The organism is Thermopetrobacter sp. TC1, from assembly GCF_000746275.1.
Lineage (GTDB): Bacteria > Pseudomonadota > Alphaproteobacteria > Rhizobiales > Aestuariivirgaceae > Thermopetrobacter.
On sequence record NZ_KN050831.1, the window covers coordinates 42,879 to 65,038 of the forward strand.

18 protein-coding genes and 1 pseudogene are annotated in these 22,160 nt (G+C 61.2%); 6 read left to right on the forward strand and 13 right to left on the reverse strand.

The window, feature by feature from the left end; genetic code table 11:
* Position 1: 1 nt before the first annotated feature.
* From gatA to EK16_RS10585, 4 genes are all read left to right on the forward strand, one after another.
* The gene (gene gatA / locus EK16_RS10570; RefSeq protein WP_038036959.1) at positions 2-1,483 is read left to right on the forward strand and encodes an Asp-tRNA(Asn)/Glu-tRNA(Gln) amidotransferase subunit GatA; all 1,482 of its coding nucleotides are present in this window, start codon (positions 2-4) and stop codon (positions 1,481-1,483) included.
* Positions 1,484-1,580: 97 nt separating this feature from the next.
* Entirely contained in the window at positions 1,581-1,847 is a 267-nt protein-coding gene (locus EK16_RS10575) for a hypothetical protein (RefSeq protein ID WP_038036960.1), read from the forward strand.
* Positions 1,848-1,873: 26 nt separating this feature from the next.
* Positions 1,874-2,290: a DUF1489 family protein gene (locus EK16_RS10580; RefSeq protein ID WP_038036962.1), complete on the forward strand. Its 417-nt coding sequence runs from the start codon at positions 1,874-1,876 to the stop codon at positions 2,288-2,290.
* A 270-nt stretch (positions 2,291-2,560) separates the two neighbouring features.
* Positions 2,561-3,241 carry a cold-shock protein gene (locus tag EK16_RS10585; RefSeq protein ID WP_081910487.1) on the forward strand — a complete coding sequence of 227 codons (681 nt, stop codon included), beginning with the start codon at positions 2,561-2,563 and terminating at the stop codon, positions 3,239-3,241.
* 213 nt (positions 3,242-3,454) lie between these two features.
* Here EK16_RS10585 and EK16_RS10590 read toward each other — a convergent pair whose 3' ends face one another.
* A complete protein-coding gene (locus EK16_RS10590; RefSeq protein WP_038036965.1) occupies positions 3,455-4,117 on the reverse strand; it encodes a cation diffusion facilitator family transporter in 663 nt (220 codons plus the stop codon).
* Between the two features lie 173 nt (positions 4,118-4,290).
* Between EK16_RS10590 and EK16_RS10595 the strand changes: the two genes are divergently transcribed.
* Positions 4,291-4,758, forward strand: coding sequence for a MerR family DNA-binding protein (locus tag EK16_RS10595; RefSeq protein ID WP_051929269.1), 468 nt, complete (start codon positions 4,291-4,293; stop codon positions 4,756-4,758).
* Between the two features lie 62 nt (positions 4,759-4,820).
* Here the strand turns inward: EK16_RS10595 and lipA are convergent, their stop codons facing one another.
* The 4 genes from lipA to EK16_RS10615 all read right to left on the reverse strand — a co-directional run bounded on the left by lipA (position 4,821) and on the right by EK16_RS10615 (position 8,927).
* A complete protein-coding gene (gene lipA / locus EK16_RS10600; RefSeq protein ID WP_038036968.1) occupies positions 4,821-5,777 on the reverse strand; it encodes a lipoyl synthase in 957 nt (318 codons plus the stop codon).
* Positions 5,778-6,027: 250 nt separating this feature from the next.
* The gene (metZ, locus tag EK16_RS10605; RefSeq protein ID WP_038037061.1) at positions 6,028-7,236 is read right to left on the reverse strand and encodes an O-succinylhomoserine sulfhydrylase; all 1,209 of its coding nucleotides are present in this window, start codon (positions 7,234-7,236) and stop codon (positions 6,028-6,030) included.
* Between the two features lie 186 nt (positions 7,237-7,422).
* On the reverse strand, positions 7,423-8,181 hold the full coding sequence (locus EK16_RS10610; protein WP_038036970.1) for a J domain-containing protein: 759 nt from the start codon (positions 8,179-8,181) through the stop codon (positions 7,423-7,425).
* Positions 8,182-8,207: 26 nt separating this feature from the next.
* Positions 8,208-8,927, reverse strand: a complete 720-nt coding sequence (locus tag EK16_RS10615) for a vWA domain-containing protein (RefSeq protein WP_156098581.1) — start codon at positions 8,925-8,927, stop codon at positions 8,208-8,210.
* A 73-nt stretch (positions 8,928-9,000) separates the two neighbouring features.
* Here EK16_RS10615 and panC point away from each other — a divergent pair, with 73 nt between their 5' ends.
* On the forward strand, positions 9,001-9,858 hold the full coding sequence (gene panC / locus EK16_RS10620) for a pantoate--beta-alanine ligase (RefSeq protein WP_038036976.1): 858 nt from the start codon (positions 9,001-9,003) through the stop codon (positions 9,856-9,858).
* Between the two features lie 356 nt (positions 9,859-10,214).
* Here the strand turns inward: panC and EK16_RS12035 are convergent, their stop codons facing one another.
* The 8 genes and pseudogenes from EK16_RS12035 to EK16_RS10650 all read right to left on the reverse strand — a co-directional run bounded on the left by EK16_RS12035 (position 10,215) and on the right by EK16_RS10650 (position 21,980).
* Positions 10,215-10,766, reverse strand: coding sequence for an SMI1/KNR4 family protein (locus EK16_RS12035; RefSeq protein ID WP_197059684.1), 552 nt, complete (start codon positions 10,764-10,766; stop codon positions 10,215-10,217).
* Positions 10,714-11,088, reverse strand: coding sequence for a hypothetical protein (locus EK16_RS12335; RefSeq protein ID WP_156098582.1), 375 nt, complete (start codon positions 11,086-11,088; stop codon positions 10,714-10,716). Before EK16_RS12335 ends, EK16_RS12035 begins: the two co-directional genes overlap by 53 nt.
* Entirely contained in the window at positions 11,085-12,302 is a 1,218-nt protein-coding gene (locus EK16_RS12040; RefSeq protein ID WP_369793097.1) for a VENN motif pre-toxin domain-containing protein, read from the reverse strand. The genes EK16_RS12335 and EK16_RS12040 overlap by 4 nt, the downstream gene beginning before the upstream one ends.
* A pseudogene (locus tag EK16_RS12665) lies at positions 12,279-12,737 on the reverse strand (DUF637 domain-containing protein); the annotation flags it as partial. The gene EK16_RS12040 and the pseudogene EK16_RS12665, both read right to left, overlap by 24 nt.
* A 159-nt stretch (positions 12,738-12,896) precedes the next feature.
* Positions 12,897-13,322, reverse strand: coding sequence for an Imm39 family immunity protein (locus EK16_RS10640; RefSeq protein WP_038036984.1), 426 nt, complete (start codon positions 13,320-13,322; stop codon positions 12,897-12,899).
* Positions 13,319-14,683 (reverse strand): polymorphic toxin-type HINT domain-containing protein, encoded by a 1,365-nt coding sequence (locus EK16_RS12565; RefSeq protein WP_231573674.1) that lies wholly within the window; start codon positions 14,681-14,683, stop codon positions 13,319-13,321. The genes EK16_RS10640 and EK16_RS12565 overlap by 4 nt, the downstream gene beginning before the upstream one ends.
* Before the next feature lie 278 nt (positions 14,684-14,961).
* Positions 14,962-15,411 carry an SMI1/KNR4 family protein gene (locus EK16_RS12050; protein ID WP_081910490.1) on the reverse strand — a complete coding sequence of 150 codons (450 nt, stop codon included), beginning with the start codon at positions 15,409-15,411 and terminating at the stop codon, positions 14,962-14,964.
* Positions 15,412-15,413: 2 nt separating this feature from the next.
* Positions 15,414-21,980, reverse strand: a complete 6,567-nt coding sequence (locus tag EK16_RS10650; RefSeq protein ID WP_038036987.1) for a two-partner secretion domain-containing protein — start codon at positions 21,978-21,980, stop codon at positions 15,414-15,416.
* Positions 21,981-22,160: the final 180 nt, after the last annotated feature.

The window sequence follows — 22,160 nt, forward strand, 5'->3', positions numbered from 1 at the left end:
GATGACGGATCTGACCCGTCTCACCATCGCCGAAGCCCTTAAAGGCTTAAAACGCCGGGACTTTACCGCCACCGAGCTTGTTGAGGCCTATCTCGACGCCATGGCCGCCGGCCGCGCCCTGAATGCCTATGTGGTGGAAACGCCTGACAAGGCCCTTGAGATGGCCAGGGAAAGTGATGAGCGCCTCGCCAGGGGCGAGGCGCGGCCCCTGGAGGGCATTCCCATCGGCGTGAAGGATCTTTTCGCCACCCGCGGCGTGCACACCCAGGCCTGCAGCCATATCCTCGACGATTTCAAGCCCACCTACGAATCCACCGTCACCGCCAATCTGTGGAATGACGGTGCCGTCATGCTGGGCAAGCTCAACATGGACGAGTTTGCCATGGGCTCCTCCAACGAGACCAGCTACTACGGCCCGGCCATCAACCCCTGGCGGCGCAAGGATTCGGAGGAAAAGCTCGTGCCTGGCGGCTCCTCCGGCGGTTCCGCCGCCGCCGTTGCCGCCCGTCTCTGCGCCGGCGCCACCGCCACCGACACCGGCGGCTCCATCCGTCAGCCCGCCGCCTTCACCGGCACCGTCGGGATCAAGCCCACCTATGGCCGCTGCTCGCGCTGGGGCATTGTCGCCTTTGCCTCCTCCCTCGATCAGGCCGGCCCCATCGCCCGCACGGTGAAGGACGCCGCCATCCTGCTCACCTCCATGGCCGGTCATGACGAGAAGGACACCACCTCCGCCAATGTTCCGGTGCCGGATTTCGCCGCCGCCGCCACGCAGGAGCGCGACCTGAAGGGCATGCGCATCGGCATTCCGAAGGAATACCGCGTTGAGGGCATGCCGGAGGAAATCGACCGCCTCTGGCAGCAGGGCGCGGCCTGGCTGGCCGAGCGCGGGGCCGAGATCGTGGAGGTCTCCCTGCCCCACACCAAATATGCCCTGCCTGCCTATTACATCGTGGCGCCGGCCGAGGCCTCCTCCAACCTCGCCCGCTATGACGGCGTGCGCTACGGCCTGCGCGTGGAGGGCGACGATCTCATCGGCATGTATGAGAACACCCGCGCCGAAGGCTTTGGCGCGGAGGTGAAGCGGCGTGTGCTCATCGGCACCTATGTGCTCTCCGCCGGCTATTACGACGCCTATTACCTGAAGGCCCAGAAGGTGCGCACGCTCATCCGCCGCGACTTCGAGAAGGCCTTTGAACAGGTAGACGCCCTGCTCACGCCGGCAACGCCCTCCGCCGCCTTCCCCTTGGGCGCGATGACCGACGATCCCTTGCAGATGTATCTCAACGACATCTTCACCGTCACGGTGAACATGGCGGGGCTGCCGGGCATTTCGGTGCCGGCCGGATTCTCCGCCGAGGGGCTGCCGCTCGCCCTGCAGATCATCGGCCGCCCCTTCGACGAGGAAACCCTTTTCACCGTGGCCGCACATGTGGAGGATGCCGCGGGGCTGGATCTTGATCCGCCGCAATGGTGGAAATGACCTTGCCCGCATGGGGCTTTGCAGTGCATGATGACTGCCGGTCGGCATGCCGCATCCAAACCTGGCATGCCCGTTTGAACGGCAGGGAGGGCCCGTCATGCCGGAGCGCAACGAACGCACCCTATTCGACATGCTCGCCATGATCCTGCGGGGGTTTTCCGTGCTCACTTGGATCACGCTGGGCGTAACCGGCTATGTCTGGTTCTCCAGCGCGCGGGCGGATGGCGTGCCCTTCACCGTCTGGGGCGAGGCGCTGGGCATTGCCGCGGTTTTCATCATGTCCCTGGTCATCTGGTGGTATGCCGGCTTCGTGGCGCGAAAGGGCCGGGAACGTCAGGGCACCCTGCGCTACGAGGATGATTGAGACCATCCTGGTGTGACAAGAACGCCATGGCCCTGCACCTTCTGAAACTGTGCGTCGGCGTTGATCATCCCGATGAACTCGCCGCCTTTCAGAAGCGGCGCATCGCCACCACCGGCCGCAACGCCCATATCACCCGCCAGATGCCGCGCCGGGCCAAAGAAATCCTCGATGGCGGCTCACTGTACTGGATTATCGGCGGCAAGATCCTCGTTCGCCAGCGTATTCTCGCTCTGGAAAGTTTTACTGATTCGCAGGGGATTCGCCGCTGTCGCATCGAGCTGGATCCCGAACTCGTGCCCGTGCGCCCCACGCCGCACCGGCCGTTTCAGGGCTGGCGATATCTTGTGGAAAAGGCCGCACCCCCCGACTTGCCGCAAGTGAAGGGTTTGGATGCCCTGCCTGAGACCATGCGCCGCGAGCTGATGGAACTCTGCCTCATTTGACACACGCAGCGCGTGTGCTACCATGGCGCAGGCTTTTCCACAGATGCAGATGCGGCACATCTATACAAACTGGCGCGAATGGAGCACTCTAGGGGAGCCGTTGGGCGATTCGCTCCAAAGAGCCGGAAAGTGGGGGCAAGGCAACCGTCCGTAACACGACAGCGCCCCTGATTGGGGCATGACTGTTCGGTACGATCGCTTTCTCCCGCATCCGGACATTTGGGCGAATTGCCTTGGGGGTAACGGTATCAACTGGCTTGAGGTGCGTGAATGTCGGGGGACAAGGACAGCAACCGGACCGATCCGGCACACGGTGTGCAGCAATCGTCCGGCCAGGAGGCCGAAACGGTCTCACAAGCCAATGCCGGGGCTCAGAACGTGATCCAGGAAGAGCCCGGCTATCGGGTCGTGCAGGGCCCGCCCGTCGATGCCGACATCGTCGTCTATCGCATTGACGGCTTCGTCAAGTGGTTCGATGTCGGCCGCGGCTATGGTTTTATCATTCCGGACAATGGCATGCCCGATGTTCTGCTGCATCTCAGCTGCCTGAAGCGGGATGGGTACGAGCCGCCGCTGGAAGGCACGCGTGTGACCTGTGACATTGTCAAGCGCCAGAAGGGGTATCAGGTTCTGCGCATTATCGGCATGGATGCCTCCACGGCCGTGCATCCGGCCGAGCGCGTGCCGCGCACGCATGTGCAGGTCAAGCCCGAGACCGGCTGGCGCAAGGCCAAGGTCAAGTGGTTCAATCGCACGCGCGGTTTCGGCTTCGTCAACGAGGGCGACGGCGGCGAGGACATCTTTGTGCACATGGAAATCCTGCGCAAGACGGCGATTGCCGATCTCGTGCCCGGGCAGGAGGTCTATGTGCGCTATGGCCATGGTCCCAAGGGCCTGATGGCCACGGACGTGCGCCTTTCACTCGATGACGGCAAGCCGCTGGAACATTGAGCGAAGCAGGCATCGGGCGCAAACATCCACTGACGCGTAAAATTCAGGCTCCATGAAAACACGGAGAAGGATCTGGCGGGTGTGTTGCCCGCTTTCTTTTTGCCTGCCCAGAGCGCCCGACCACGCAAGAAAGAGGCGGCCCCGCCCTCTTTCGCCTCTATTGCATGGGGTTTGCCGGTTTTTGCCTTTTTCCGAACGCCCGTGTTTCTTCATTCAAGAAGCGGAATGGGAATGGGCATGCTCGTGGCGCCATTCCGCCAGGGCCTGCTTGAGAATGCGCGTGGCCGAATGGGTGAACAGCGCCGCCATGGCCAGCGCCACCACGAGATCCGGCCAGGGCGTGCCCGTCAGCCACACCAGCCCCGCCGCCGCCATCACCGCCACATTGCCCACCGCGTCATTGCGCGAACACAGCCAGACAGAACGCACATTGGCATCGCCATCCTTGTAGCGCATCAGGAGCAGCACCGAGAGGAGATTGGCCGAAAGCGCCAGAAAACCGATAGCGCCCATGACCGGCGCCTGCGGCGTGTTCAGCACGAAGAAGCTGTAAAGCGTGGAGCCGGCCACCCACAGCCCCATGAGAAACAGGGACAGCCCCTTGAACAGGGCGGCGGTGGAACGCACCTTCAGCGACTTGCCGATCACCGCCAGCGAAATGCCATAGGTGAGCGTATCGCCCAGAAAATCAAGCGCATCGGCCTGCAGCGCCCGCGAACCGGCCAGGGCGCCCCCCACCAGCTCCACCAGAAACATCAGCCCGTTGATGGCAATCACCAGCCACAGGCGGCGCCGGTATTCCGCGGATGTGCCATCGAATGTGACATTCCCGCCGCAGCCGCATCCGCCGCCGGAGGTGGAACACTGATCCGCCATGCCTGTTCTCCGTTATGATCCCGTTCGTCTCTCATGATGAAAAAAGGCGCCGCCCTGCGGCGAGTAGATACAGATCCTAAGGGTTACAAAAGCTGTAGGGTCAAGAGGCAGCGTTTCCGCATTTCGGACTTCTGTGATAAGAGATCATTTTAGAAAACAAGGACAATCCGGCCATGGCAAGCTATACGGTCACGCAGCTGGCCAAATCTGTGGGCATCTCGCCCCAGCTCGTGCGCTGGTATGAAAAGGAAAGGCTGCTGCCTGCAGCGGCGCGTTCGGCCAAGGGCTATCGCCTTTTCGACGAACACGCCCGCAAGCGCCTGGAATTTATCCGCCACGCCCGCGCCCTTGACTTCAGCCTGGATGACATTCGCGCCCTTTTGTCCCTCATTGACGATCCCGACGCGCCCTGCGCAAAGGCCGATGCCCTTGCCCGCCGCGTGCGGAATAAGGTGCGCGAAAAGATTGCGGGGCTTCAGGCGCTGGATGAGGAGCTCTCCCGCATGATTGCGGAATGCCCCTCTCAATCCGTGCGCACCTGCCGCGTGCTCGAAATCCTTGCCGATCATGGCCAGTGCCTGCATGCAGAACACCCTGACGTGCGCGAGGACTTTCCGCCCCGCAAACGCAGAAAGGCCTGAGCATCCCCCTGCCCTGCCGGGGCGATCCCCATCCTGCTGAGAACGGTCCGGGCTCAACCGGCTCAGGATGTTCCCTGCTGTGCCTGTGCACGCGCCCGCAGGCGCGCAAAGTCCACATCGGCGTTATGCGAGGAGCGGGTCAGCGGACTTGCCGCCACCATGAGAAAGCCCTTGGCCTCCGCCGCCGCCTTCAGCTCGGCGAATTCCTCCGGCGTGTAGAACCGGGCCACCGGCGCATGCTTGGGCGTGGGCTGCAGATATTGCCCGATGGTGACGAACTGCACCCCGGCGCAGCGCATGTCATCCAGCACCTGCATGATCTGCTGGCGGGTCTCGCCCAGGCCCACCATCAGGCCGGACTTGGTGAACACTTCAGGCGCCAGCTCCCGCGCCCGTTCTAAAAGCCGCAAGGAATGATAATAGCGCGCCCCCGGCCGGATGGTGGGATAAAGCCCCGGCACCGTCTCCAGATTGTGGTTGAACACATCCGGCCCCGCCGCCAGCACCTTCTCCAGCGCGCCGGGCTTGTTGCGGAAATCGGGGGTGAGCACCTCAATACTGGTCTCGGGCGATGTCCGGCGGATTGCGCGGATGACCGCCGCGAACTGCCCTGCCCCGCCATCATCAAGATCGTCGCGATCCACAGAGGTGATCACGGCGTGCTTCAGGCCCATTTTGGCAACCGCCTCGGCCACACGCGCAGGCTCGCCGGGATCGACCGGATCCGGCCTGCCCGTTGCCACGTTGCAGAAGGCACAGCCGCGCGTGCAGATCTCGCCGAGGATCATGAAGGTGGCGTGGCGCCGGGCCCAGCATTCACCGATATTGGGACAGGCCGCCTCCTCGCAGACGGTGGCCAGCCCGCCCTCGCGCACGATGCGGCGCGTTTCGGCATAGTCGGCCGATACCGGCGCCTTCACCCTGATCCACGCCGGCTTGCGCGCCACCGGATTGTCCGGCCGGTGCGCCTTCTCCGGATGCCGCGCCCGCCCCCTGCCCTGTTCATACACCGTGACCATGAACGACGATCCGTTTCGTTTCCAGATCCTTTTCGCGAAAAACCAGATCAAGCCGATGGGCCATATGCTGTTTCGTCTGTTTAGCCCTCACAAGAACAAGAAGCAAAAGAGAAAGCCGCACCTTTCACACACGGGAATGAGATGCGAACCATGGCGGCCTGGACCGATCCCCGTCTTTGCTTCAGGTAAACCAAGAGGTGCCGTGTGCATAAAAGCTGGTCAGCCCCTGCCTGATCAGGTCATGCCGGGCTCAGGTTATGCCGGCCGCATCCAGGGCCTGGGCGATATCGGCGATAAGATCCTCCACATCCTCAAGGCCCACAGAGAGCCGCACCATCCCTTCGCCGATCCCCTGCGCGGCCCGTTCTTCCTCGGAAAGAGCGCTGTGGGTCGTGCTGGCCGGATGGGTGATCAGGCTTTTGGCATCGCCGAGATTGTTGGAAATGTCGATGAGCTTCAGGGCGTTCATGAAACGGAAGGCCTGCGCCCTGCCTTCCGGCAGCGTGAAAGCAATTAGCGAACCGAAGCCCGCCATCTGCCGCCGCGCCAGGGCATGGCCGGGATCATCGGGCAACCCCGGATAGCGCACGTTTTCCGCCCCCAGCCGCTCGGCAAGGAAGGCGGCGATAGCGCCAGCACTTTCGCTCATGCTGCGCACGCGCACCGGCAGCGTCTCCAGCCCCTTGAGCAGCACCCAGGCATTGAAGGGAGAAAGCGCCGCTCCCGTATGCCGCAGGAAGGGCTGCACATGATCATCGATGAACGCGCGCGAGCCGAGAACGGCACCGCCCAGCACTCGCCCCTGCCCGTCGATGTGCTTGGTGGCGGAATAAACGACCACATCCGCCCCCAGCGCCAGCGGCTTTTGCAAAACCGGCGTGGCAAAGACGTTATCGACGATCAAGAGCGCCCCATGCGCATGCGCAATTTCGGCAATAGCGGCAATATCCATCACATCCAGCGTCGGATTGGCCGGACTTTCCAGAATGAAGGCACGCGTCTGCTGCCGCACCGCCTTGCGCCAGGCGTTCAGGTCCCGTCCGTCCACGAAGGTGTGGGTAATGCCGAAGCGGGAAAGCGGTCCGGTTATGATGCGGTTGACCGAGCCGAACACCTGCCGCGCCGCCACGAGATGATCCCCTGCGGAGAGATGCGCGGCCAGTGCCGCAAACACCGCCGCCATGCCCGAAGCGGTCGCCATGCAGGCCTCCGCCTCTTCCAGCGCGGCCAGTCGCTCCTCGAACATGCGCACGGTGGGATTGGCATAGCGGGAATAGACATAGCCCTCCGCCTCGCCGGCAAAGCGCGCCGCCGCCTCCTGAGCCGTTTCATAGACGAAGCCCGATGTGAGATAGAGCGCCTCCGCCGTCTCGCCATGTTCGGAACGGGCAAGGCCTGCGCGCACCGCCCGCGTTTGTGGCCGCCAGTCCGGCAGCGCCGTTTCCTTCTTTTCCGCCATGCGTTCCACCCTGATCATGGGAATTTTTGGGCGAACGATGTCGGTGATGACGACCTCTGTCAAGCGCCGCATGCGCGCGCCGATCCTGATCTCCTGATTTGATGTGCAAACAAGGCTTGTTTTTCGGGCGGACAGGCAGGCCGGCACGATGCTGCAACCGGCTTGAACGGATCACGGACCGCTGTTTCAACGCCGCCTGAGTTCGCGCAAGAGGATATCGCGGGCGAGATTGATCTGCCTGGCCAGCCAGGCGGAGCCGCCCATGTCCGGGTGCGCCACCTTCATCAGCCGCCGGTGCGCGGCGCGGATCTCCTCTTCTGTGGTCTTCGGCCCCAGCCCCAGGATCTCGCGCGCCCTCTCCGGCGTCATGCGGGCATCGTCATCATCGTCTTCCGCGGCATCCGCGCCCCGCGTCGTGCCGCCTGCCGCGCCATGGCCTGCATCAAATCCGGGCCGCTCTCGCGCCAGCCATGCCTCCAGAAGCTTCAGCGACTGATCCCCGGCCCGCGCACATTCCTCATGCAGAACCTTGAGTTCCGCATCGGAAAGATCCGACAGCCAGCGCCCGGCAAAGGTGCCGGCGAGCACCTCGCCATCCATGCGGCCGGATGCATGATCCAGCTCCATGCGCAGCATTGTCGTGCGCACTTCCGAGCGGCGCCCGCCCCTGCTGCCGCCCTGACTACCAGCACCGCTGTCCGGCCCGCCCCAGGGCCACCAGCCCCGTTGCCATGCGGAAAAGGCATAGGCAATGAGCGGCAGGCCCACTTCTCCCAGCCCGCGCGCGGTCAGGAAAATGCCGAGGGCCACACTGCCCGCCAGCAGTAGAAGCCGCCCGCCACGGCGCAACAGCCTGGCCAACCGCTCAGGCGGCGTGTTCAGGAACCACTTCAGCGCCAGCCACGCCAGCAACAGCAGCAGGATGAATGGCAAGATGCGCAGCATGGGGGTGTTATAGCATGATGGTGCAGCTACCGCCTCAGGTTCTCAAGCAACAGCCGCGCCCCTCTGTCAGTGCGCTGTTCAAGGGCTACAAGCCCGCCTGCGGCAAAGGTGCCGATGGCCGAGAGTAGCTCCTTGAGCTGTGCAGCGGAGCCTTCATCAAAGCGGCAGTGCGCCCCGCCGGTGATGCGCGCAATTTCCGAGAACGCCGCGGCAGCGACGGGATCATACCCTTCCTGAAACATGAACACCGGCACTCCCAAAAGCGCAATCTCGCCCGCCTTCTGCGCCAGTTCGTCCATGTTTTCCTCGCAGGCATCGCCAATATGCACCGCCGCAGCCACGCGCCGCTGTTCCGCCTGCTTGCGGATATGGCCAAGAACGCGGCCGATCTGGGTATATCCGCCGCGACAGTCGATGCGGCTCATCAGATCTGCCAGCCGCCGCGGATCCTCCACCCAGCGCGATGCCCGGCACTCGTTGAACCCGCGGTAATAGACCAGCTGCACGGAAAGCCCGCCCAGCTCCGCCGCCGCATGGAACATCTCCGCCTGCAAGTGCTGGGCCTTGTCCCAGGTGGGCTGCCGGCTCATGGTGGCATCCAGAGAGAAGATGAGTCGCCCGCGCCTGCCGCCTGCATGCGCCGGTTTCGGCATGCGCTGCACCTGCTCCAGAAATTGCGCCACCTCATCCGCGCTGGAAATGGCAGGCGCTTGCGGTTCTTGTCTGATGGGCGGTTTTCTGGTCATGGTGTAGCGCTTTTCCCGATCCATTCCTTGTGCACTATACCGCATTTACGCACGTCACAGGGAGGTATGCCGCATGAAAACCCTGAAAATCGCCCGCACGACGGATGAACTGCGCCTGCATGCCGATGCCTGGCGTGCCCTGAAACACACCATCGCGCTTGTGCCCACCATGGGCGCGCTGCATGAGGGGCATCTCTCCCTTGTCGAGACCGCCCGCCGCCATGCGGACGTGGTCATCGTCTCCGTTTTCGTCAATCCCACGCAGTTCGCCGCCGGCGAGGATTATGACACCTATCCGCGCGACCTTGACGGCGATGCCGAGAAGCTGCGCGCCGCCGGCGTTGATCTCATGTATGCGCCGAGCGTGGAGGAGATGTATCCGCAAGGCTTTGCCACCACCGTGCATGTGGAAGGCCCGGCAAAGGCCGGTCTGGAGGATGCCTTCCGCCCCACCCATTTCGATGGCGTGGCCACGGTCGTTGCCAAGCTGCTCATCCAGTCGGGCTGTCATGTCGCCGTCTTTGGCGAAAAGGATTATCAGCAGCTTCTCGTCATCAAGCAGCTGGTGCGGGATCTTGATCTGCCGGTGAAGATCGTCCCTGCCCCCACCATGCGCGAGGCGGACGGACTGGCCATGTCCTCGCGCAATGCCTATCTGTCCAGGGCCGATCGCGAGCGGGCCGCCGTTCTCTACCGCGCGCTCACAGAAGCGGCCGCCGCGATCAGGAACGGCGCGTCCCTGTCCGAAGCCTGCCGGAAGGGCCGGGACATGATCGAGAACGCCGGCCTCATCGTTGATTATTTCGAGGCCCGCAACGCCGAAACGCTCGCGCCCGTTGAGGATGCCACACAAGAGCCCTTGCGCCTGCTCGTCGCCGCCCGCTTGGGCCAGGTGCGCCTGATCGACAACATCGCCGTTCACGAAACGTGAGGGCTAACCAAGCGCCGGCAATGCGCAAGGTGATGTCGCCCTGCGCCAGAAGCACACCGCCCTTCGCCTCAAGATCACGCCCGGCCCGCAGATCGATCGTCCCGCCTTCAGCTGCAAGGCCGGAATGCCGGGTGATTGCGCGCGCCTTTGACGTGCGGGATGAATGCAGCGGTGGCGACGAAAGGCAAAACGAAATTATGCGTCAGCGCATGAGCCCATGGAGCCCGGGCGTTTCGAATGCCGGATCAGATTCTGGACGGCTTGCCGCTGTGACCTGACAGTTTCCGGACAGAGGCCTTGCTAGAGCTTTCATGCTCGGCCAGCCTCTGTTGCCTCGCCCGCATCCTGCGGAACATTCACAGATCGCCAACGGGATCCTCATCCTTGAGGATTTTTTCGAGAAACTCGCCGAAGCTTTCCGCCACCACCCTTTCGCCAATTTCAGGTCCTATAGCGATAACGCGCCCGGCATGCTCAGGCGAGCAATCGAGATAAAAATATATTTCCATTCCGTCATCTGAAATGGGAAGGAGATTCTCTTCCAAGAATTCCTTAAACCCACTTGAACAATTTGCTACATGCGAAAACATAGGAGGTTCATTTTCATCTTCATGCTCAAATACCCCTGCAATGTCATATTTATGAACCGCCAGCGCGCCATATTCTTTAAGAAATTCCCGATATTCACTTGGGAATTTCACGCCCAATTCCTCCTCCGCTGCCCGTATTTGCTCTTCGGAAGCCGGTCCAGCCACATAGGCTGAATCGAATTCGTAAAGCTTCTTTATCATTACAATACCATTTATTTGCAGAAGATCTCCTAAAAATATTACTTTTATTACTTTTATTTTATTTTTATGGAAGCGGATTCCTTTGTGCCCGTGCCGCCAACGAAATTTCCTTTTCAAGTTGGAGGCTTCCACCCTTATAAGTACAACGGACAATATCTCCTATTCGGAAATTTGGAATTAGCCTCAAAAATTCGCTTAATACATATAATTGTTTATCGGAGTTCAAAACCTGAATTCCTTTCTCCTCCATTCTTTCCAGTAAATCCATGGGTGAAAGTTCAACCCCTGTATAGACAACCATGCCAAACTGTCTTGGCTTTGCGCCTGGAACTGTAACAAATATGATACCGTCTTCCGCCCAAAGAGGCATCAACCAACTCTGTTCATATTGCCATTTATCTCCATCATGAAGGACCGATTTCAGCATTTTTTTTGTCATTTTGGATTCCTCCACGGGCTGTAAATAGTATGCCACTCACGATGAGTTTTAATATCAAGAAGCCTCATGTTAAGCGGGCTATCTTCTCCACCAATCGACAAAGGCTTGATGTGATCCACTTCATATCCCGGGGAGACCTTACCCTTTATCAGCCATTGATTCATCCATTTAGGCGCCTTTCCACTGGCCGCCAATTGACGCAAGAAGAATTTTTTCGCGGCTCTGTTGCGTTGTGCGGCTGTTTTGATGGAATGTATCCTCTTGTATTCCTCCCATGCCTTCGCCGTCTCTTCTCGACTAGCATAAAATCCTTTAGTAGATGATTGAAATCGATTCCAAGAACGCACATCGTCCCCCAACACAAAGCGCAGGAAGGCCTGATCGCGCTCGGCCTTGCTCAAATGGGCGACTTCCGGGAGCTTGTCGAATGCAGCGCGGGAGAGCCCTTTCAGTTTGCCTGCCTTGGCCAGCCGAAGCAGCTTCAGCTCCTTGGAGAGCGCATCCCCGGCCCCCGGAACAATGCCGGCAACCGCTGCCACCCACATCACCGGGTCGCCCGATTTCCACGCCTCGTAAAAGGCCTTGATATCGCCAATCACCGGCGTGACATCGAGCGCAAAGTCCCCGATCGTCTTCGCGTTGTCCTTCAGCTTCTCACGTTGCACGCAACTGGCTTCAAGGCCGGGGCAAACCTCTTGCAGATGGTGGTTGTAGCGGAACATGGCGACGGCGCGACGGAAGTCCGCCGTCTGGATCAGATTCAGGTTGTCACGCAGCCAGGGATGAAGCGGGGCATTCTTGTTGAATTCCTCCGCCGTCTCCACCGCCTGGGCAATACGCAGGAGATGTTCCGCCACACAGAGATTATCGAGCCCGCACGCCTTGAGTTCTTGGCTATGCCGTTTTGATAGCGCCTGATAGAATTGAAATAGACTGGCCTTGCATTTGATATCTTTTTTGCACGCCTTCAGATCGCGTTCGAATTTTCTGATCTCTTCATGCGTCAGGTAATTGTTGAAGGCGGCGGAGCGGGCGATGGTGGCGCCCTGGTTCACGTCTTCGGCATCGCCGCCGGCGAGCAGGGCGGCCGCCCCGCCGATGAGCTGGCTGACGGCATCGAGCGTGCGCGGATCAAGCCCGGAGAACAGCCCAGCATTGGCCGCCATGGCCGAGGACAGCGCGGCCGCCGCCCCCGCCTCGAATGTGCCGCCCATGGCCTTCGCCGCCAGGCCGCCGGCCAGCGCATGGGCGATCATGTTCATCACCGGAAGATCCGGGCCCCCGGCGCCGTCGGTGAGATCCCCGATCACTCCCTGCACCGCGCCCAGAACCTGGCCCACACCCACGGCGCGCAAGGAATTCAGCAGGGTCTTGTCAAAGCGCCCGCCCTCGATGACGGTGCTGATGGCGGCGCGGAAGGTGGCTTCCATCACCTGGCGAGGAAGATCGGCGACGATGGAGCCGAGCAGGCCCGCCCCATTGCCGCCAAGGCCGAGGTTGAGCCCCAAGTCGGCGAACATGCTGGCGTCCAAGCCGGCGGTGAGACCGGCGGTGAACAGGGTGGTGGCCAGGGATTTGAGGGCGTCGGAGGAGGTCAGTTCCTTGAGGGCCTTGCCGATGTCGCCCTTGTTGTTGGCCAGGGCCACCGCGGCGCGGCCGGCAGACTACCGCAACCGCCCTGGCCACGCGCCCGGCGGATGACCCGGTACGTTGTCAGCAAGGGATTGTGTGTTTGTGAAATTGCGATACTCTTAAGCGTTCTGCCCGGCAGCGCGCTCCTTGGCGATCTCCAGGGCGCGGGCGATTGACTATTCCTCAGAGGTGAGCTTCTCAAGCAACTCTTCCATCTCCCGAACCAGCAGATTGTATTTCTTGCCGGCATCTATCAATGCCTTGAGCGACGCGATCATAAACAACCGCTTCAATTCCTCGGGGCCAGCCTCATCGGCCTTAAGCACTTCACGGATATCCACCTCGATTCCCAGTGGAAGATCGCCATATTTCTTGTTGATCCTTTGATAATGGGGCTTCTCTTCATTCTTAAGGCCAAAACGCAAGGCAAGCGTCACCCACTCGAATGGCGCATCGGCGAGATAACCCGACGACTCCATGAGGGCCCCAAGCTCTTCCTCCACCTTGGGAGCCACGTCAAAAAAATGCCGTGGCGTCCTCGCCCTAGTGAGGGACACACCCACCAAGCCGAGTTTATTGTCATTTTTTCTTGCGCCACTCATCGGTTCGTTTTGTTTCCTGGCAATGCATCCTCTCCATAACGACGGCGAAAACGTTCAATCAGGCGGGTTTCATATTCACGGGCGGCCCGCTTGTTGGGAAACACCTTTCTTATTTTTGTTATATATTGTTCTCCCGTTTCTCTCCGCAAACGCCTGGCCTGCTGTTCGGCCCGGATCGATGCGCCGTCACGAACCCTTGTCCCCTGCGCGCTTTCTCCAATCTTGTATGTCCCATTCGGTCCTCTGATGCTGTAGACATGCGTTTCGCCTACATAATCCAGGGAGTTCTTGTGCGGTTTATTGAAGCCAGATTTGGGTGGCAGGCAGGCATTATGCACCCAGGCGTTCAGGTGGCCGACGAAGTAGGTGTGGGTGCCTTCGACCTCGAAGTTGTAGACACGCGTCGGCCTGTCATCAATGGTCAGCGCCTTGACCAGCAGGAAGCCGGAGGCGTCATCCCCATGGGGCCCGCCGGTCTGATACACGCGCGCCCGCCCCATGCCACCGGCGGCGGAGGACACCATCATCCCCGGCTTCAGCGCGATGGCCTTTACAAACCCGCGCCCGGGCACATGAAACGGATGCTCCTCCGTCGTGCCCAGGGTTTCCATGCGCGCACCATCCGCGCTTGCCAAAGTCACCCACACCACGCGATGCGCGCGCCGGACAAAGGTGCGCTTCACGCGCGCAGGGCGCATCTCCCCTGTCTCGGGGTCGCGGGAAAGCACGATATCACCCGCCCTGACGGCCTCGATGGGCTTGTAGCCATCCACCGTCCGCACCGGTGTGCCCGCAACAAAACACTGCCCCGCCCTCTGAAACAGCTTTGTCTTCTTCAGATAGGACCAGGCGGCCTCGGCGCTCTTGAAGACGAGCTCCTTGCCGCCCAGCTTCATGGCGATCTTGCCGGCGGCCAGCGGCGTAAGGGAGATCAGCCCGTCCATGGCAAGCCCCTCCAGGGCCGCCATCGCCCCGCCCTTGCGGTAATTTTCATAGGCATCCCAGATGGTCAGGCCGATGCCGATGATGGCCATCGCCGTGAACAGGAAATTGTTGTCGATGGCATTGCCGGCCGTTGTCGCGGCGATATTGACATCCTGTCCCGTGAACAGGGCGGCCCCCATGGCCGTCAGCTTGCCCATCAGGGCGGCATCGCGCCGGATCGCCGCGAAAGTCTTCTCGGAAAGCTTCCCGCCGCTGCCAATCTCGGCCATGGCGTCCTGGATCGCCGAGTGCGCATAGATTTCCGCCATCAGCTCGCCGACCACGGCGCCCGTCGCCCCCGCCGCGCAGCCCTTGCCGCCTCCGGAAACCGCCCCCAGGGCGCAGCCCAGCGCCCCGTGCAGCATCTTGTGGCTCATGAAGGACAGGGGATCGATCGTCCCGCCCTTCAGCTGCGAGGCCGGAATGCCGGGTGATTGCGCGCGCCTGTGTTGTGCGGGATGAATGCAGCGGTGGCGACGAAAGGCAAAACGGAATTATGCGTCAGCGCATGAGCCCATGGAGCCCGGGCGTTTCGAATGCCGGATCAGATTCTGGACGGCTTGCAGCTGTGACCTGACAGTTTCCGGACAGAGGCCTTGCTGGAGCTTTTATGCTCGGCCAGCCTCTGTTGCCTCGCCCGCATCCTGCGGAACATTCACAGATCGCCAACGGGATCCTCATCCTTGAGGATTTTTTCCAGAAACTCGCCGAAACTTTCCGCCACCACCCTTTCGCCAATTTCGGGCCCCATGGCGATAACGCGCCCGGCATGCTCAGGCGAGCAGTCGAGATAAAAGGTCGTTTCCATTCCGTCATGAGATAAGTATATCAAATTTTTAGGCAAATATTCACCTAATGTATGCCTTTTTCTCTTTGTAAAATAAACCACATGATCCCATAAAGAGGGTTCCGTTTCATCCCAATCAAAAATTCCTGCTATCTGATAAGGTGCCACAGCAATAGCACCATATTTTTTTAGAAATTCTCTGTATTCTGATGGAAATTTTACACCAAGCTCTCTTTCTGCAACAAGAATTTTATCTTCTGAAGCTGGCCCCGCAACGTCAACATAATCAGGTATATTATATTTCCTAATCTTCATCATTTTTACTTATTCAGCTTTTCCAGAACTTTTGGATCAACTTTCTCTGACTTCACTAATTCATTAAAGCGATGCTTCCAGTATGTTCTTTTCAAGTCTCTTTGAACAGGCCCTCCAGGTCCGGGAATATGCAACGGCCCACCCTTTCTATCATATCGGTTTTGAGAGTCCAATACCTCAATAAGTCTTCCATCCTTTCTCCCTATATGATGAAGAACTACACGTTCCCATTCCCCTTCGTTATTTTTTATCATTGGCGCCAATCCATTTTTCATGTTTCGCAAATTTTGAATACTTAACTCGATATCGGAACGCTGTACGATGATATTGCCGCGATGCCGGGTCACTTGGTTCCAGACTGATTTTTCGCTGAAGGCGAGGCGAAGAGTTCTCAGGAAACGTTCTTCATCGGCATTCCGTGGCGTTATCCCGTTGAAACGCGAGGTTTTCAGCGGGAGATCACCGCCTTTGGCCAAAACATAGCGGAAATAGGCCTGATCGCGCTCGGCCTTGCTCAAATGGGCGACTTCCGGGAGCTTGTCGAATTCGGCGCGGGAGAGCCCTTTCAGTTTGCCTGCCTTGGCCAGCCGAAGCAGCTTCAGCTCCTTGGCGGCTGCATCGCCCGCTGCCGGGACTATGCCGATAATGGCAGCGACCCAGTCTAATGGATCGCCGGATTTTCCCGCCTCGTAAAAGGCCTTGATATCACCAATGAACGGTGTAAAATCTATGATGATTTCGCCGATTTTCTTGGCTCTATCCTTGGTTTTTTCACGTTCAACACAGGATGTATCAAGTGATGGGCACGCCTTCTGAAGGTGAAGGTTGTAAAAGTACGCTTCAAGCGCGTGCATAGTATCTGCATTCTGATACATTATCAGATTTTTTCTTACCCATGGATCTATGTCTATATCTGAAAGGTATTTATCCAAATCATTATACGCCTCATTTATAAGATATATATGTTTTAAAACACAAACATTATCTATTCCGCAACTATACAATGCTTTGCTATTTTCTTTTGATAATTCTAAATATTCAAGTGATATATTAAGTCTACACTTTTTATCTTTTTCCTTACAAGATTTAAGCCTGCGCGCAAGCTCCTTGATCTCTTCATGCGTCAGGTAATTGTTGAAGGCGGCGGAGCGGGCGATGGTGGCGCCCTGGGTCACATCCGTGGCATCGCCGCCGGCGAGCAGGGCGGCCGCCCCGCCGATGAGCTGGCTGACGGCATCGAGCGTGCGCGGATCAAGCCCGGAGAACAGCCCGGCATTGGCCGCCATGGCCGAGGACAGCGCCGCCGCCGCCCCCGCCTCGAATGTGCCGCCCATGGCCTTCGACGCAAGGCCGCCGGCCAGCGCATGGGCGATCATGTTCATCACCGGAAGATCCGGGCCCCCGGCGCCGTCGGTGAGATCCCCGATCACCCCCTGCACCGCGCCCAGAACCTGGTTGACACCCACGGCGCGCAAGGAATTCAGCAGGGTCTTGTCAAAGCGTCCGCCCTCGATGACGGTGCTGATGGCGGCGCGGAGGGTGGATTCTGCGACCTGGCGCGGAAGATCGGCGACGATGGAGCCGAGCACGCCCTCGCCACTGCCGCCAGGGCCGAGGTTGAGCCCCAGGTTGGCGAACATGCCGGCGTCCATGCCGGCGGTGAGACCGGCGGTGAACAGGGTGGTGGCCAGGGATTTGAGGGCGTCGGAGGAGGTCAGTTCCTTGAGGGCCTTGCTGATGTCGCCCTTGTTGTTGACCAGGGCCACCGCGGCGCGGCCGCTCATGTATTGCACCCCGGCCGCCACCGCCTGTTGCAGCATCGTTCCCGCCGTGGTTTCGGCCAGGCCCATGCCGCCCGCAAGCGCGGTGCCCAGACTGTTGCCCAGCCCCTGCGTGGCCAGGCCCACCGCCAGCATGATGAAGGCCGCCGCCCCCGGCGTGAGCCCTTCCGCCTTGTAGTCCCAGTGCCGCGCCACCTCCTGCACCGGGCGCAGCTCAACGCCGTTGCGCCCGACAAGATCCCGCATCCAGGCAAACTGCGGCAGTTCGATCAGCCGCAGCAACGCCTCAACCGGTGTCTCCCCGGGCTTGACCCGAAAGTCCACCACCACCCCCTCGCCCGCCCGGATGCGGATGGACCCGCCCGCCTGCAGCCGGGTGAGGATGGCTTCCTCGATCTCGTGGCCCTTGTCGCGGCGCTTCCACCAGACCGGATTGCGCGAATAGGTAACCTCCCGCTCGAAGTCGCGCGTCGTCGCCGCCAGCAGCGCGATCTTGCCCTGCGGCGCCTCGATGGCGATGTCGCGCCCCGCCTCGAGGTTCGCCGCCTTGATGGTGACATTGCCCGTCTCGGAGCGCAGGGTCAGGCTCTGATCCGTCTTGAGCGCCGTATCATCAACATGGGTCTCATCGCGGCTGACGTTGCGCTTCTTCTTCGTCAGCTTGAGAAAGCCGGACCTGGAGTAGTCATGCGTATAATGGGTCTCGTAGGTGAGCGGATCGATCTTGATGTTGCCGGCAATGCGCAAGGTGATGTCGCCCTGCGCCAGAAGCACACCGCCCTTCGCCTCAAGATCACGCCCGGCCCGCAGATCGATCGTCTCGCCCTTCAGTTCCGAGGCCAGCGTTTCAACCGTCGTCCAATGCTCATCATCCCGCAGCTTGCTCAGGCTAACGAGCCCCGCCCATGAGCTGTTCTTCTTGTAGAAATCGATATGGGTCAGCGCCACAAACTGGGAGAGCAGCTTCACGTCACGCCCGGCATCGACACTCAGCGCCCCGCGGGCCTCAACAACCCCGCCCTCCTGGACGAAGTCGCGATCGGCCTTGATGGTGATTTCGCCGCTGGCCGAGCGGATCGTGGCCGGGACCAGCACCGCCGTTTCATGATAGCGGCGCCAGACCTTGATGGTCTTCTTGCCATACCACTTCCTTTTCTTTTCCTTGCGGTAGTAGTCCTCGCTGACGTACTTCTCCGCGATGCCGGTGTTGAAGACGTCGTTCAGCGCGGTAAGGTGCACGAAGGCATCGCCGCTGATCTCCGAGCCGACGTTGCGGATGTCATGCCCGGCATAGAGCATCAGCCCGCCGGCGGCGACCAGACGTGCCGGTTCGTAGGCGAAGCCCTCAAGACCGTTGTCCAGCTTGAAGACGCGCTTCTGGGCGGTGTTGACGATGTCTTCTCCGGCAACGGCACTTAGGTGCCCCCCGGCCTCGACGATGCCGCCGGTGTTGGTGATGGAGCCGCCGGCGCTCAAATACAGATCTCCGCCGGCAGTGAGCCGGGTCGGCGTGAAGGTCTCCCCGTCGAGCAGCCCGGCAAGGGTGAGATCGCCACCGGCATGCAGCGTCATGGCGCCGCCGCTGCGCAAGATAAGCCCGCCGTTCAGCCGCAGGGCCGCGCTGGCATTGAGCAGCAGGCTGCCGCTCACCTCATAGGGTGCGCCGCTCTTGAGCGCGATGGTGCCGTCCCGGGCGAGAACCGAGGCATCCCGCGCCGTCAGGCCGGCAAGCGACACCTCCGTGCCGGCATCGATGACGAGATCCGCCGCGCCCGCATCCAGAAGGCCGGTGGCGGTGATCGAACCGCGATCGGCACGCAGCTGCATGCCCTCGGCCTCGGCTGTGCCCAGCGCGATGCCCCCGGCCGTGGCCTGCAGGGAGAGGATGCCGGGCGTCTGCCAGTCGCCGCCGCCGTCGATGCGTTCCGCCGCGACACGGACAGACGCGGCGCGGATGCTGCCGCGGTTGGTGAAAAACGCAAGCCCGGACAAGGCAAGCTGGCGCGCGCCAAAATCGATGGCACCTGCGAAATCGAAGGCCTTCGGCGTGCCGAAATCCACCCGATCCGCCGCCAGATGATCCGCATGCAGCGTGAGCGTCTCCGGCGTGCGCAGGATGACATCGCCGGCGTGATCGAGGCTGTCAAGCCCGGTAAGGGACAGATCGCCGCTCTCGGCCACAAGGAAGGTTTCTCGTGCGCTGACCTCAAGCCCGTCCAATCGGAGCGCTCCGCCCGCCTGCAGGCTGACTGTGCGGCCATGCAATTCGGTCTTCAATGTGCGGCGGCCGCTGGTTGTCTGCTCCTCTTCACGGAAGGTCCAGTCTTCGGAAGTGCCGGACGTGCTGGCGAGCCGCTGCCAGCGGCGCACCCGCTCCGTGGCCTCAAAGGTCTGCGTGATGGGCTCTCCAGAGATATCGCCGCCCGCGCTCAGGCTCAGATCGCCAGTCGCCGAAAATTTCGTGGCGCGAAGCAGAATGTCCTCTCCGGCGTCAATGACAAGAAGGCCCCCGGCGTTCAGATCGGCACGCCGCACCGCGTCGCGCCGCTCTTCCCGCCAGGTTTCCAGCCCATGCGGCTGGCCATTGTAGGTCAGGATCGTTTCCCGCGCGCCCGTTGCCTGCGACCGCAGAAAGACGGACCCGCCCGCCACCACGGTCAGATCGCCCGCTGCCGCCATACGCGTGCCATCGGCCACAAGATCACCGCCTGCCTGCAGCACCGCATCGGCGCCGCTCTCAACGCGATCCTGCACGTGCACAGCGCCGCCACTGCTTTCGACCATGAGGGCGCGGCCGGCCTGCAGCGCGCCCGTCTCCGTTATGTCGCCGTCTGTGGCAATCGTCAGCGCGCCACCGGCCACCGCCCCGGCGCCCTCAATCCGGCCTTTCGCCGCAAGCCCGATGTCCGCGCCCGCCGTCAGCCGCCCGTGCCGCAGATCGCCGCCGGCAACCATCGTGATGCCTTCCTCGGCGGTGACATCACGCACAAAATCGATGCGCCCCTCACGCGCCTGCAGCTCCACCGCCGACAGCTGCAGCGGCGTGCTTGAGGCGTCATCATTGTGCAGCACCAGATTGCCACCGGCCTTCGCCGTGAAAGCACCGCCACCGATGGAATAGCCATCAATGACGATGTCCCGATCCGCTTTCAGGCTCAGCCCCTGCCCGGCGTTGAGGAAGCCGGGCCGGCCCGACTCGTCAGCGGACAGCCCGGCCGCCAGCATGCAGGCAGCCAGTCCGTCGCCCGCACACCCGGATCCCCCCGCTTTTTCATCACCACTGAAAAGATCGCGCGCGGCCGCAATCCTCAGCCCCTTGCGCGCCACGATGTGTCCGCCGCGATTGATGACGTCCTCTTCGCGCGCGGCAATCTCTATGGTCTGGCCTTCGATATCGCCTGCCTTGCCTGAACGATCACCGCGCAGAAGATGCGCGCCCCCTTCGCGCGTCATCAGATCGCGGTAATAGGGCGCAAGCCACCCGTCGGGAGTCGTGTGCAGATAGTCCTCAAGCCAGGGGCGATAGCGCGGCATGTCAATGGGCAGGGCCGGCGCCACCGTCAGGGTGTTGAGCGGCTGTCCGTTGATGATCCCGGCGCCTTTCAGGGACACGGTCGTTCCCGAAAGCAGGGTGCCAAGATTGTACATCCGCCCCTGCGCCGAAACGGTGATGGTGTTAGCCGAAACCGTTCCCGCCAGGTCCAGCCTATCGCGCGTTTCGAAGGAAACCCGGCCGCCGGCCTGCACCAGCCCGCCGTCAAGAAGCGCATAAGTTTCCGAGGCCACGGTCACATCGCCGGCAGCCTCCAGCGTGCCCCGCTGAACGATCCCGCCGATGGCCTTCAGGTCCACGTTTCCTCCGGAGCGGAGGCTGTTTAAGGTCAGACCATCAGTCGAAACGATTGCGACTCGATCCGTAGCCGAGAGATAGCCGTCCAGACGGATCCCCAGGCCGGGCTCGGCGCCGCGAATGATGATCTCGCGTGCATTAAGCCTCCCCTCGTCATAAACATCGATTGCATGAGGCGCATCGCGTCGCCCGCCGATCAGAGGAGCGACCACGCCTTTTCCAAGCTCGTAGGTGTGGGCACCGGCCGTAATTTCGAGCACGTCATCCACACTGATGCGCCCGTTGATCACCACGTGTCGCCCGGCAAGCGTGATGGCCCCCTTGGTTTCGAGCCCGCCTTTCCAGACGCCGACACCACCTCTGCGGATATCGAGCTGCACACGCCCCTGTGTGAGCAGGCGGGGCTGACCGGAGGACAACGTTGCGCGCCCCACGTTCACGAAGCGGCAGGAATCGCAGATCACCCCGTTCTCGTTGGCGATCACCAGATCGGCGCGCCGCCCGAACACCTCGATGTCGCCACGCAGATACGAGCTTTTCTGCCCCCGCACTTCGTTGACGATGAGATGTGCCGGCCCGGACTGGGAGAGATTGGGATTTGCCCGAACGAACCCGCCGGTGACCGATTGCCCGTCTCGGGTTGAATTGTTGAAAATCACGCCCCGCGTTACGGAGAAAGATGTATAGCGGTTGTGAGACACGCCGGCTTTCGGCGCGGTGATGTTGACGACTGTCCGGCCCGTGTTCGACCGGTCGAGAGAGGGGCGCTGCCCGCGCGGCGCCGTGGGATCGATGACAATGCCATCGGCCGCCCTGGCCTCTAAAACCGGCCAGAGGATCTGCAGGAAAACCATCGACAGCGCCGCCGCATGCCCAAGCAGAGCGCCCAGCTGAAGAAACGTGGCTTTCAGGACGTCTTTCAGCCGAACCCGGGCATGCATGGATGTCTTATCCTTCATGCTCTCCCCTTCTCAGACCGACCCCCGGGCAGGCCAGGGAGACCGACCAAAGCGAACGCCCGGAAGGGATCGTTCCCGATCAGTCAGGCAATCACGACACCCGCCGCTGCCCCCTTCATGCACCAGCCCAAATCCCAACCCTTCCGCGCATCAATATGCAAA